The organism is Terrabacter tumescens (assembly GCF_014646815.1).
GTDB classification, from domain to species: Bacteria; Actinomycetota; Actinomycetes; order Actinomycetales; family Dermatophilaceae; genus Terrabacter; species Terrabacter tumescens.
Window position 1 is genome coordinate 164,054 of the sequence record NZ_BMNZ01000006.1, and the last position, 12,637, is coordinate 176,690.

Genomic DNA, 12,637 nt, shown 5'->3' on the forward strand with positions numbered 1-12,637 from the left:
TGCGACGCTCACGAGGAGGCCCCGAAGGAGGCGTGGACGCTCAGCCGTGCCGACTGCTCGACGGCGTCGTAGGTGTCGGCCGCGACGGCCAGCCCGCGCCCGAGCTCCTGCAGGTCCCCGCGGGTGGCAGCCAGGCGGGCCTCCCAGGCCGCAGCGACCTCGTTGAGCCCCGGACCACAACGGCCACCCGGCAGCGCCGAGGCGATCGGCCTCAGCCCCTCCGCGATCCCGAGGCCCCGCACTTTCACCAGGACCTCCTCGATGGAGAGGACGTCCTCACGCAGTGCGGTCGTGTCCACGTCGTAACGCATGCTGTGCTCCTTCCCGAGGACAGCAACGCTAGGTCGCGGGCGGCGAGGTCGTGCGCGTCATCCACAGGGGCCGGCCACCCAGTCGTGCGGATCACGGCAGACGGCTGCCGGCGGTGTCGACCGGACGGGATCGGCTGCGCCGCAAGGGCGGTGGGAACAGCAGAACGCCGCACCCCCGATGAGGGGTGCGGCGTCCGGGCAGGAGCGACGGGGTCGAAGCGCCGCTCGCGCCAGCCGCTGAAGGTGGAGCCAACGCGGCAGATCGGGTGGGGGCGGTCGACGCGCGGCCGGGACACGGCATACGCGATCGATCCGGCCCCGAGGGGCACGTGAGGTCAGCGTGCGGGGATGACGAGCTGCTGGCCGGCGTGGATCGCCGCGGTGCTCAGGCTGTTGGCGAGCTGGAGCTCGACGACCCCGTCGGCGACGGGAAGCTCCGGCAGCTCACGGGCGGCGACCCCGGAGAGGGTCTGGCCCGACTGGACCGTCACCGTGCGCGGCTCACCGGAGGCGGACGCGAGCTGACCCGCCAGGCCGACACCGAGGACCGAGACGACTCCGGCGACCAGCAGGGACACGACGAGGCGGCCGAACCGGGTCAGCCTCAGGGGCGGCTGCGTGGCCCGCACCGCCCGCGCCTCCCGGACCGCCTCGGCCCCGGTGGGCACGAGGACGAGCCGAGGTCGACCGGTCGACAGAGACCCGTCGGGCCCCTCGGTGTGCTGCTGGCGAACGGCCTCGAGGACGATGGCGCTCATGGTGACCTCCCCTTGCTCCTGAACTTGCGAACACATGTTCGATAGAACGTCTGTACGAGTTGTAGCACGTATGTTCGATGAAGTCGAGACACGCATCGAACAGGTGTTTGGCAACTGTGTTCGAACTCCGTAGTCTTTCCTCACACCACAGACCTCACCAGCCACCACTGACACTGGCCCCTCACCAGCGTCACTCCACGGGCCGGCGGGGCCTCGAAGAGCCGACGAAGGGGACACCATGGGCGTGACCGAGCTTCCCGATCGCGAGACCGGCGACGGCCTGACCGTCCGCCAGCGGCGGGTGCTCGAGGTCATCCGCAACTCCGTCGACCGCCGCGGTTACCCGCCGAGCATGCGGGAGATCGGTGACGCGGTCGGCCTGGCCAGCCCCTCGAGCGTCTCCCACCAGCTCAACGCGCTCGTCGCCAAGGGCTACCTGCGACGCGACCCCAACCGGCCGCGCGCCCTCGAGGTCGTCTCCCCCGACGCCAAGGCGGAGGAGCTCGGCTACCGCGCCGGCGACGCCACGCCGCCGGGACCCAGGGGCGACCAGTACGACACCGAGACGGACTCGGGCGACGCGCGTCCGCAGGCCTCCTACGTCCCCGTCCTCGGACAGATCGCGGCGGGCGTGCCGATCACGGCAGAGGAGGTCGTCGAGGACGTCTTCCCCCTGCCCAAGCAGCTCGTCGGCGAGGGCGACCTCTTCCTGCTCAAGGTCAACGGCGACTCGATGGTCGGCGCTGCGATCTGCGACGGCGACTGGGTCGTCGTGCGCCAGCAGCAGCACGCCGACAACGGCGACGTCGTCGCGGCCATGCTCGACAACGAGGCGACCGTCAAGACGTTCAAGCGCAAGGACGGCCACGTGTGGCTCATGCCGCACAACGACGACTTCTCCCCCATCGACGGTGACCACGCCACGATCCTCGGCAAGGTCACCGCGGTCCTGCGCCGCATCTGAGGCCCGGGCCGGTGACCTCGTCGCGCACGCGGGACGTCGTCCTCACCTACCGCTACCTGCGTGGGGCGATGATCGCGCTGCTGCTCATGCTGCTGCTCTCCGTCGGCTACCAGTGGTGGTGGGAGACGGGCCACTCGTGCTGGCTCGGGTCGATCAGTGCGTACTACTACACGCCGGCGCGCGCCGTCTTCGTCGGGTCGCTGTGCGCCCTGGGCGCCAGCCTCATCGCCTACAAGGGGCACTCCCCCGAGGAGGACGTGCTGCTGGGCTTCTCCGGCCTCATGGCCTTCGTCGTCGCCCTCGTCCCGACCGTGCCCGACGGCCGCTGCGGGCCCAACGCCTACAGCCAGACGCCGGCCGAGATCGCGGCGGCCGTGCGCAACAACGTCTGGTCCCTCATCGTCGTGGCGGTCCTCGCCGCCGGGGTGACCGCCTGGCTCAAGCGCGGCGCGATGACGCGTGACCCGGCCGAACGACCGACTGCGAGGTCGGTCGTGGCCATGGTCGTCTGCGGCGCGGTCCTGCTGGGCGAGCTCGTCCTCTTCCTCGTGCTGCGCGACCGGTTCATCGCCCTGAGCCACGGCGTCGCAGCGGGCACGATGGTGGCGGGAGTCATCGCCGTCATGGTGCTGAGCGCCGCCCGCGCCGAGGACCGGCACCGCGGCGCCGACGAGGCCGCCGTCTACAAGCGCATCTACATCGCCATCGCGGTGGCCCTCGCCGTGGCCCTCGGCGTGACGGTCCTCGCGGCCCTGACGGTGAACGGCTTCGACCACCTCGTGCTCATCTCCGAGGTCATCATCATCGTGCTGTTCTGCACCTACTGGGGCGTGCAGACGAAGGAGCTGTGGGACCTGCGCGCCATCGACGGCGCCGAGGCCCGGTCGGCCCGGTCCGTGGCCGAGTAGTCCTCGGCGACGAGGCAGCCCCGCCGCCGGTCAGTGGCCGAGAGCGACGCGCAGGTCCTCCAGCGTCGGACCGAGCGGCGCGTGCAGGCGCAGCGTCGCCTCGGCGTCGCCCCGGGTCGCCGACTGCGTGACGATGGCGACGGGCACGTCACGCTGGTGCGCGCGCCGGACGAAGCGGTAGCCACTCATGACCGACAGCGACGACCCGAGCACGAGCACGGCCCCGGCGCCCTCGACGAGCGAGAAGCACTGCTCCACCACGGCTTTCGGCACCGACTCGCCGAAGAAGACGACGTCGGGCTTGACCGTGTCGTTGCCGCAGACGAGACAGCGCGGAGCGTGGAAGGACGCGACGAGCGAGTCCGCGAGCACGATGTCGCCGTCGGGTCGCACCTGCTTGCCCCACTGCGAACCCACCGACTGCGCGGCCTCGGCGAAGCGCTCCATGAAGCCGGGGTTGGCCTCGGTCATCCTCTCGTGCAGGCCGACTCGCGTCGTGTACTCGCCGCACGTGAGGCAGACGGCGCGGTCGAGCGACCCGTGCAGCTCGATGACGTCCGTGGCCCCGGAGGCCTGGTGGAGGCCGTCGACGTTCTGCGTGATGATCGGCCCGACGTAGCCCGCGCGCTGCAGGTCGGTGACGACGCGGTGTCCCTGGTTGGGCTCGGCCGCGTTGAAGCGCTGCCACCCGATGTAGCTGCGCGCCCAGTAGCGTCGACGCGCCTCTCCGGACCCGGCGAACTCGCCGTAGGTCATGGGCTCGACGCGGCGGGTCCCGTCCGGCCCCCGGTAGTCGGGGATGCCCGACTCCGTCGAGAGCCCCGCGCCGGAGAGCACGACGACCCCGCCGGCGCTGACGAGGTCGACGAGGTCGTCGAACGTGCCGAGGTCGTGCGTCTCGAGCGGCAGGGTACGTGACGTGGACAGCCGGGTCGTGGCCGTCACCGTGGGAGCCGTCGCCGGCGTCGCCTGCTGGGGTATGCCGTTCGCCTGCTGCACCCGGTCAGCCTACGTCGGCCCACGCGTCCTCCCGGTCACGCGTCGAGGGTCTGCGGGCGCGATGCCGCCCCGTCGGGGACGCGAACGCCGTGCACGCAATCTCACAGATTGCATAATCATCGGTTATGATCGGGGCATGATCGATGCTGCCGGCCTGCGGGTCATGAAGGCCATTGCCGACGAGGGAAGCTTCACGAGCGCCGCCAACGCACTGGGCTTCACCCAGCCGGCCATCTCGCAGATGGTCCGACGCCTCGAGCAGCGCACCGGGACGGTCCTCGTCGAGCGCTACGGCCGCCAGGTCCGGCTCACCGAGGCGGGTCAGGTGCTGGCGCGCCACGCCGTCGGCGTCCTCGCCGCGCTGGACGCGGCCGAGGAGGAGATCACCGCCATCGCCGGGCTGCGCGCCGGACGCGTGCGCCTCCAGGCCTTCCCCAGCTCGTCAGCCACGCTCGTGCCCCGCACGCTCGCCATCCTCAAGGCCCGCCACCCCGACATCACCGTCACCTTCACCGAGGCCGAGCCGCCCGAGTCGCTCGCCGCCCTGCGAAGGGGCGACTGCGACGTCGCCGTGGCCTTCGCCTACGAGGGGGGTGACCTCGGCGAGCTCGAGGAGGACCTCTCCCTGCTCGTCACGCGTCGCCTCATGGACGACGAGGTGCGACTCGTCGTCCCCCGTTCCCACGCTCACGCCGGCGATGAGGCCGCCACGCTCTCCGACTTCTCGGGCGAGGAGTGGATCGCCGGCTGTCCGCGCTGCCGCGGGCACCTGCTCTCCCTCGCCGACACCGCGGGCTTCCGCCCCAACGTCGCCTTCGAGACCGAGGACTACGTCGCCCAGCTCGGGCTCGTGACCGCCGGCCTCGGCGTCGCGCTCGTGCCCGACCTCATCCTCAACGCCGCCAAGCACGACGAGGTGGCCACCCTGCCGCTCGCCCCCGCGTCGCGCCGCCAGATCCTCGCCGTGACGACGCCCGACCTCCTGCGGGTCCCCGCCGTCGCCGCGGCGCTCGACGCGCTGTGCGAGGCCGCCGGCGCCGACCCCAAGGTCTCCCCCGCGCAGCTCGTCGGCGCCAAGGGCTGACCGAAGCCCGTCGCAGGGCGCGCCACGGGCGCGGAGCCCGCACCCGGCATACGGTGGCCTCATGGGTGACCGCGAGCGCATCTCCTACCTGCCCGTGCCCGGGCGCGACGACGTCCCGGAAGGCGTGAGTCGCCTCTGGGACAAGGCGCAGGAGGCGTTCGGCTTCGTGCCCAACGTGTTCCGCGCCCAGGCGGTCAACGGCGAGCAGTTCCTCGCCTGGTGGGGCTACTTCAACCTCCTCGTCAACAAGGACGGGCACCTGAGCAACGCCGACCGCGAGCTGCTGGCCGTCGTGGTCAGCAGCGTCAACCGGTGCACGTACTGCGAGGTGAGCCACGGGGCAGCCCTCCGGGAGCACTCCGGCGACGAGGTCACGTCCGACCTCGTGGCCTCCAACTGGCGCCAGGCGGGGCTCTCCGAGAGTGAGTACGCGATGGCCTCCTACGCCGAGAAACTGACGCTGCGCCCCGCCGAGGTCACCGAGTCCGACCTCGAGCCGCTGCGCGCGGTCGGCCTGGACGACCACGAGATCGTCGAGCTCGTCCAGGTGGTCGGGATGTTCAACCTCACCAACCGCGTGTCGACCGCGCTCGGCTTCGTGCCCAACCCGGAGTACCACTCGCTCGGCCGAGCGACCTCATGACCCGGGTCGCGCTGGCCGCCCCCGGCCCGGCCGCCCTGCAGGCCGGGCTCGAGGTGGCCGACGAGGGCGGCAACGCCGTCGATGCGGCGATCGCTGCCTCCCTCGCCGCCATGAGCACGGAGCCCGGCGTCGTCAGCCTGATGGGCGGGGCCTTCGTCAACGTCTGGATGGCGGACGCCGATCCGGTCGTCGTCGACGGCAACGTCGAGATGCCAGGACGCGGACTAGATCCGTCCGCCTTCGGGCGCGGCGTGCGACAGGTGCCCACCGACTACGGCGGTGGGGTGACCATCGGCGCGGGGCACGGCGCGGTCGCGAACTCCGGTGCGCTGCAAGCACTCTCACTCGCCAGGGACCGCTACGGATCGGCGCCGTGGCGGCGTCTCGTCGAGCCCTCGGCGCGCGCCTGCCGTGAGGGCTACCGCGTGGGCGCCGCCGCGGCCCTCTACCTCGGTCTCGTCCGCGACACGCTCTTCGGCGAGGACCCCGAGGCCCACGCGCTGGTCACGGGGGCCGACGGCGGCCCGCTCGAGCCCGGCGAGACCTCTCTCAACCTCGACCTCGCCGACATCCTCGACCTGCTTGCGGCACAAGGGGTCTCACTCTTCACCACCGGTGCGGTGGCTCGAGTGCTCGTGACGGACATGGCCGCGAACGGTGGCCTCGTCACGACCGCCGACCTCACGGCATACGAAGCCGTCGTGCGCAGCCCGACGATGCGGACCGTCGGGTCCTGGGACATCGCCCTCAACCCACCCCCGTCGGTCGGCGGCCCCATGCTCGCAGCCATGCTCGGCCAGCTCGCGCGTCACGAGCACTGGACGTGGGCCGAGGTCATCGAGATCCAACGACGAGTCCTCGCCTACCGGCTGTCCGTCCACGACCGCTCCCGCGACCTCGAGGCCGACGGCCACGCCCTCCTCGAAGCGGTTGAGCGCCATGGGCTCGCGGGCCTGCCGACCTCGGCGTCCACGGCACACGTCTCCGCCGTCGACGAGCACGGGAACGCTTGTGCCATCACGATGTCCGCCGGCTACGGCGCCGGCATGGTCATCCCGGGCACCGGCATCCTGCTCAACAACGCCCTCGGCGAGCCGGAGCTGAACCGGCTCGGGCTGCACGCCGTCGCACCCGGCACGCGGCTCGCGTCCAACATGGCACCGACGACCGGACGCGGCGCCTCGGGGGCGGCGCTGGCGGTCGGCTCCCCCGGCGCCGACCGCATCACGACGGCGCTCATGCAGGTGCTCGGCCGTGGCTTGCTGCGCGGCGACGACCTCCAGCACTCCATCGACGCCCCGCGGCTGCACGTGCGCTTCATGGACGACGGGTCGCCGCGCGTCGAGCACGAGCCGTCCGACGACATCGCGGCCGCGGTCGAGGCCAGTGGCCTGCCGTCGCACCGCTATCCCGGACCGCACATGTACTTCGGTGGGGTCGGCGCGGCCGTGCTCGGCCCCGACGGGCTCGTGGCCGCGGGGGACGCGAGACGCGAGGCGGCCGTCGGGGTATCTCCATGAACACGCCGAGAACAGTCCCATCCGCGCGCCGGACGGCACCGAATCATCTCGAGTCGACCCCCAACGAGAGGCCACCCCGATGACCATGACCGACGACCGCCCCGACGCTCCCGCCCCCTCCGCGGCGTCCTCCCGTCCGAACGGCATCGCCGCTCGGCTGGCGGCCGTCGTCACTCCCCTGCTCGGTGGGCAGCTGCCCGTGCGCCTCAAGGCCTGGGACGGCACCGTCGCGGGTCCGGCCGACGCACCGACCGTCGTCCTGCGCGACCCCGCCGCCCTGCGCCGCCTCGTGCGCCACCCGGGCGAGCTCGGCCTCGCCCAGGCCTACGTGACCGGCGAGCTCGACGTCGAGGGTGACCTGCTCGACGGGTTCCGCCGCGTCTGGTCGACCGCGCGCGACCTCGCCGGGGGGCGTCCCTCGGCGGGCACCGTGGCCGCCGTGGCGAAGAACGGCATCCGCACCGCCTTCGACCTCGGCGTCGTCGGGCTGCCGCCCGAGCCCCCCGTGTCGCAGGCCCGTCTGCGCGGGCGCCTGCACAGCAAGAGCCGCGACCGCAGCGCCATCGAGCACCACTACAACCTGTCCAACGACTTCTACTCCCTCATCCTCGACCCGCACATGGCCTACTCGTGCGGCTACTGGACGAGCACCGACCCCGGCTACACCGTCGAGGACTCGCAGCGCGACAAGCTCGACCTCGTCTGCCGCAAGCTCGGCATCGAGCCGGGCGGCCGCCACCTCGACATCGGCTGCGGCTGGGGCTCCCTCTCGCTGCACGCGGCCGAGAAGTTCGGCGCGCAGGTCGTCGGCGTGACGATCTCGAGCGAGCAGAAGGCCTTCATCGACGAGCGGACCCGCGAGCGCGGCCTGCAGGACCGCGTCGAGATCCGGCTGCAGGACTACCGCGAGGTCCCGGACGGTCCCTTCGACACGATCTCCTCGATCGAGATGGGCGAGCACGTCGGGCAGAAGAACTACCCGACGTTCACCGGCCAGATCCACCGCCTCCTGCGACCGGGAGGCCGGGCCCTCATCCAGCAGATGTCGCGCACGACGCGGCCCGGCGGCGGGCCGTTCATCGAGGCCTTCATCGCGCCCGACATGCACATGCGGCCGGTGGGCGAGACCGTCGACCTCATCGAGCAGGCCGGCCTCGAGGTCCGTGACGTCCACGCGATGCGCGAGCATTACGTGTGGACCGTGAACGCCTGGTACGACACCTTCGAGGCCAACTGGGACCGGGTCGTCGCCATGGTCGGTGAGGAGGTCGGACGCGTCTGGCGGCTCTACCTCGTCGGCGGCGCGCTTGCCTTCGAGGAGGGGCGCATGGGCGTCGACCAGATCCTCGCCGTGAAGCCGACGACCGACGGCCGCAGCGGTATGCCGCCCGTCCGGGCCTGGTGACCACGGTGTCGTCGGTCTGGACGGCGTTCGCCCCCGTCGTGGCTCCGGCCGCCGAGGCCGCGGGCTTCGACGGCGGGGCGTTCGGGCGCACTCTGCTGGCCACCGCGGTCGCGGTGGTCGTCGTGCTCGGCATCACCTTCGCGGTGGCGCTGCGCGTGGGCAAGCAGGCCGTCATCGACGTGACGTGGGGGCTCGGCTTCGTGGCCATCGCCCTGACGGCGTTCGTCACGAGCGGCGGCCACGGGGACGGGCTCCGGCGCTGGCTGGCGCTCGGCCTCACGGCCGCGTGGGGGCTCCGGCTCGCCGGGCACATCTTCAGCCGATCGCGGGGCAAGGGCGAGGACCCCCGCTACGAGGCCATGCTCAAGCGCGCCGACGGCAACCCGAACGTCTACGCGTTGCTGCACATCTACGTGCCCCAGGGCCTCATCATGTGGTTCGTCTCCCTCCCGGTGCAGATCGCGATGTTCGTCGAGGGCGGGATCGGCTGGGTGCTGTGGCTGGGCGTGCTCGTCTGGGCCGTCGGCTTCTTCTTCGAGTCGGTCGGTGACCTCCAGCTGACGCGCTTCCGCAACGACGCGTCCAACAAGGGGAAGGTCCTCGACACCGGCCTGTGGCGCTACACCCGCCACCCGAACTACTTCGGCGACGCGAGCGTGTGGACCGGGCTGTTTTTCGTCGCGGCGAGCGCGTGGCCCGGCGTGCTGACGATCCTCTCGCCCGCCGTCATGGTGTGGAACCTCTACGGCGGCACCGGCAAGAAGCTGCTCGAGAAGGACATCGGCGATCGCCGCCCCGAGTACGCCGACTACGTGCGGCGCACGAGCGGCTTCTTCCCCTGGCCGCCGAAGCCCGCCGACCCGTCGGTGCGCGACTGAGCACCAGCGCTGCAGGTCGGGGATGATGGGCGACATGCGCCCGCACCTCGCCGACGTCCTCGACCTGCAGCCCCACCCCGAGGGCGGGTGGTACCGCCAGACGTGGGTCTCCCCCGAGACGGTGGCCCTCCCTGACGGACGCGTGCGCGCCACGGCCACCCTGATCCACTTCCTGCTGCCCGCGGGCGAGTCCTCGGCGTGGCACCGCGTGGCCTCGGACGAGGTCTGGCTGGCGCACACCGGCTCGGTCGTCCTCGAGCTCGGCGGTGCCGGTCCCCGTCCACCGGCCGACGGCGACGCCGAGGCCGTCGTGCTCGGCGTCGACCTCGCGGCGGGCGACGTGGCCCAGGCCGTCGTCCCGGCCGGCGTCTGGCAGCGCACGGTGCCAGGACCGGCCGACGCTCTCGTCAGCTGCCTCGTGTCACCCGGGTTCGACTTCGCGGACTTCGAGCTCGTCGCCGTTGACGAATCCGGCCACGGGCCGGCCACCGATTCCGACCCTGGCGCTGGCCATGACCTCGACGAGGTGCAGCGCGCATCGGCCGGCCCCGAGGACCGCCCGGTCGACCCCACGGCACCGACCAACCCCGCCTGACGGACCTGCCAAGCCGTACCGACCTGGCCGACCAGCCCCGGCCGACCATCTGAGCGCGACCGGGCCGCCCTGACCAACCTCCCCGGAGGTACATCACCGGCCCACGGCCCGCACCTCCCCACCGTCGGCGACGACGGCGACGTCACCCTCGAGGTCGGTGCGATGGACGTCGAAGCCCCTGTCCTGCAGGGCTTTCATCGTCGCCGGCGCCGGGTGTCCGTAGTCGTTGCCCTCGCCCACGCTGATGAGGGCCAGCCGGCCGTCGATGCGGTCGAGGAGGCGGTCGTCCCGGTTGCTCGACCCGTGGTGGGCGACCTTGAGCACGTCCACGTGCCCCCAGCGTCCCGGGTCGCGCCCCACCTCCTGGAGCACCTGCGCTGCGGCCTCCCGCTCGATGTCGCCCGCGAGCAGGACGGTCACCCCGCGGACGTGCAGGGTCAGGACCACGGACCCGTTGTTGGGCACCGACCCCGCATCGATGCGACGTGCCGGCCACCAGACGTCGGCACTCACCGCGCCCACGACGAGTCGCTGGCCGGCTCGCAGCTCACCCATCGGCACCCGGGACGCCGCAGCCAGGCGGGCGACGCGGTCGGCCTCGGCGGGCGGATCCAGCACCGGTGAGGCACGGATCTCGGCGACCGGCCGCTCGAGGACCGCAGCCAGTCCGCCGACATGGTCGGCGTGGTAGTGCGTCAGCACGACGAGGTCGACGGCGGTCGCGCCGAGCCGGTCGAGACAGGCCCGCATCGGCTCGGGGTCCGGACCGGCGTCGATGACGACGACGTGCCCGTCCCCGTTGTCGGCGACCAGCCCGTCCCCCTGGCCGACGTCGCAGACGATGAGGACCCAGCCGGGCGGAGGCCACGCGATCGGCGCGGTCGGCAGCCCGAGCCCCGCCGTGAGCACGATGACGGACACGGCCACCGTCGGCCGGTGCCGGCTGCGGTGCCAGGCCCAGGGCGCGGTGGCGATGACCCCGGCGGTGAGAACCCCGAGCAGGATCGCAGCGCCGGCGGAGTCGCCCCAGCCGATGCTGCCGAACGGCAGGTCCGCGGACCATCGGGCCACGGCCGCGATGGCCTGGGCGGGGAGAGCAGCGGCCCACGCGAGCCACCCGGCTCCCGTGACCCAGACGACGGACACGAGTGCGACGACGACGCCGACGAGGGTCGTCGGGGCGACGAACGGCGCAGCCAGAAGGTTGGCGAGGACCGCGACGACGGAGACGCTGCCCTGGAGCGGGACGACGAGCGGGGCACAGACGACCTGGGCCGCGATCGGGATGGCGAGAACCGGCCCCAGGGGCCGGAGCAGGACCGGCAGCCGACGGGCGATGGTGCGTCCCCAGGGCTGGGCCAGCACGAGCAGCCCGAGGGTGGCGACGCTCGACAGGGCGAAGCCGTAGGAGCGGGACAGCCATGGGTCCCACACGAGCAGGACGACGATCGCGGCGGCGAGGGCGGGCACCCCGGCACGTCGTCGTGAGGTCGAGAGTGCCAGCAGCCCGACCAGGCCCATGACGGCTGCTCTGACGACGCTCGGCTCCGGGCGGGCGAGGATGACGAAGCCGAGCAGACCGAGCGCTGCTACGGGTGGACGCCACCGGCGCCGAACGCCGACGAGGCCGCCCAGCCACAGCACGGCGGCGAGCACGAACGTCACGTTGCTCCCCGACACGGCGCTGAGATGGCTGAGTCCGGTCTCGAGCATGACCGCCCTCAGGTCGGGCGGGGTCTGCGAGGTGTCCCCGACGACGAGGGCGGGGACGAGCCCGCGGGCGTCTGGCCACAGCGACGCGGTGGCCGAGCGGAACCGTGCCCGCACGACGTCAGCCGTCTCGAACACACCACCGGGCCCGGCGAGCACCCGCACCGCGTCCTTGGGCGTCGCCACTGCCACGACGTCGTCACCGGGTTCAGCCGGGGCGAGCCGCACGACCGCCTGCACGTGGTCGTGCCAGCGCAGCCCGGCCCAGTCGGGGCCACGGCCGATGACGAGGACCGGGCTGTCGACCTGAGTCGTGCTCCCCCGCCCGGACACCTGCGTCACGTCGAGGCGCACCACGGTGACCACGGGACCCGCCGGGCCATCCTGCGCTGCCCCGCCGGGCGCCTTCACGGCGCGCGGTTCTGCCGCGACGGTGGCCTGCAGGGTGACGACGGCGCGCTCGGCCGCGAGGTCGCCGACAGGGCCTGCGGCCCGTGTCGCCCGGTGACCGGCGGCGGCGCCCAGCACCAGCGCGAGCACGGCGCACACCGCTGCGACCCCTCGAAGGCCCGGAGGTCCTGCGCGCGAGGGCGTCCCTCCCGGCCCCCGGCGGCGGGGACCGATCATGGGACGCGAGTGCCGCAGGCTCCTGTGCTTCCACCGCTTCGCCCCATTCCACGGGGCCCCCACGTTCCTCGGGGAAGCGCCCGCGGCACCCGTGAGCACCCCGATCGCCAGAGCCACCACGGCAACTGTCGTCACGAGCCACACCGGGGCGACGAGGCCCCAGAATGCAACGGCCGGCCACGCGAGCACGACCGGCACGAGCAGCCGGAGGTCCAGCCGCGCCGGCGAGCGCGGC

General features: G+C 72.7%; 12 protein-coding genes. 8 read left to right on the forward strand and 4 right to left on the reverse strand.

Features of this window, described 5'->3' with window-relative positions; translation table 11 throughout:
- Positions 1-8: 8 nt before the first annotated feature.
- Both IEY30_RS16015 and IEY30_RS16020 read right to left on the reverse strand, forming a co-directional pair.
- The gene (locus IEY30_RS16015; protein ID WP_030200170.1) at positions 9-311 is read right to left on the reverse strand and encodes a hypothetical protein; all 303 of its coding nucleotides are present in this window, start codon (positions 309-311) and stop codon (positions 9-11) included.
- Positions 312-646: 335 nt separating this feature from the next.
- Positions 647-1,069 carry a LysM peptidoglycan-binding domain-containing protein gene (locus IEY30_RS16020; RefSeq protein WP_030200172.1) on the reverse strand — a complete coding sequence of 141 codons (423 nt, stop codon included), beginning with the start codon at positions 1,067-1,069 and terminating at the stop codon, positions 647-649.
- Between the two features lie 238 nt (positions 1,070-1,307).
- On the opposite strand from IEY30_RS16020, the gene lexA reads away from it, so the two are divergent.
- Both lexA and IEY30_RS16030 read left to right on the forward strand, forming a co-directional pair.
- The gene (lexA, locus tag IEY30_RS16025) at positions 1,308-2,033 is read left to right on the forward strand and encodes a transcriptional repressor LexA (protein ID WP_030200177.1); all 726 of its coding nucleotides are present in this window, start codon (positions 1,308-1,310) and stop codon (positions 2,031-2,033) included.
- An 11-nt stretch (positions 2,034-2,044) separates the two neighbouring features.
- A complete protein-coding gene (locus IEY30_RS16030; protein ID WP_030200179.1) occupies positions 2,045-2,941 on the forward strand; it encodes a hypothetical protein in 897 nt (298 codons plus the stop codon).
- Positions 2,942-2,971: 30 nt separating this feature from the next.
- Here IEY30_RS16030 and IEY30_RS16035 read toward each other — a convergent pair whose 3' ends face one another.
- Entirely contained in the window at positions 2,972-3,940 is a 969-nt protein-coding gene (locus IEY30_RS16035; protein ID WP_229675038.1) for a Sir2 family NAD-dependent protein deacetylase, read from the reverse strand.
- 136 nt (positions 3,941-4,076) lie between these two features.
- Here IEY30_RS16035 and IEY30_RS16040 point away from each other — a divergent pair, with 136 nt between their 5' ends.
- The 6 genes from IEY30_RS16040 to IEY30_RS16065 all read left to right on the forward strand — a co-directional run bounded on the left by IEY30_RS16040 (position 4,077) and on the right by IEY30_RS16065 (position 10,065).
- A complete protein-coding gene (locus IEY30_RS16040; RefSeq protein ID WP_030200183.1) occupies positions 4,077-5,024 on the forward strand; it encodes a LysR family transcriptional regulator in 948 nt (315 codons plus the stop codon).
- A 61-nt stretch (positions 5,025-5,085) separates the two neighbouring features.
- The gene (locus IEY30_RS16045) at positions 5,086-5,667 is read left to right on the forward strand and encodes a peroxidase-related enzyme (protein ID WP_030200185.1); all 582 of its coding nucleotides are present in this window, start codon (positions 5,086-5,088) and stop codon (positions 5,665-5,667) included.
- A complete protein-coding gene (locus IEY30_RS16050) occupies positions 5,664-7,187 on the forward strand; it encodes a gamma-glutamyltransferase (RefSeq protein ID WP_030200187.1) in 1,524 nt (507 codons plus the stop codon). Before IEY30_RS16045 ends, IEY30_RS16050 begins: the two co-directional genes overlap by 4 nt.
- Positions 7,188-7,266: 79 nt before the next feature.
- Complete coding sequence (locus IEY30_RS16055; RefSeq protein ID WP_030200192.1) at positions 7,267-8,592, forward strand: class I SAM-dependent methyltransferase; 1,326 nt, start codon at positions 7,267-7,269, stop codon at positions 8,590-8,592.
- Positions 8,589-9,470 (forward strand): DUF1295 domain-containing protein, encoded by an 882-nt coding sequence (locus IEY30_RS16060; protein ID WP_030200193.1) that lies wholly within the window; start codon positions 8,589-8,591, stop codon positions 9,468-9,470. Before IEY30_RS16055 ends, IEY30_RS16060 begins: the two co-directional genes overlap by 4 nt.
- A gap of 34 nt (positions 9,471-9,504) precedes the next feature.
- Positions 9,505-10,065, forward strand: a complete 561-nt coding sequence (locus tag IEY30_RS16065; RefSeq protein WP_081920567.1) for a cupin domain-containing protein — start codon at positions 9,505-9,507, stop codon at positions 10,063-10,065.
- A gap of 93 nt (positions 10,066-10,158) precedes the next feature.
- On the opposite strand, the gene IEY30_RS16070 is transcribed toward IEY30_RS16065, so the two are convergent.
- Entirely contained in the window at positions 10,159-12,324 is a 2,166-nt protein-coding gene (locus IEY30_RS16070) for a ComEC/Rec2 family competence protein (RefSeq protein WP_229675039.1), read from the reverse strand.
- Positions 12,325-12,637: the final 313 nt, after the last annotated feature.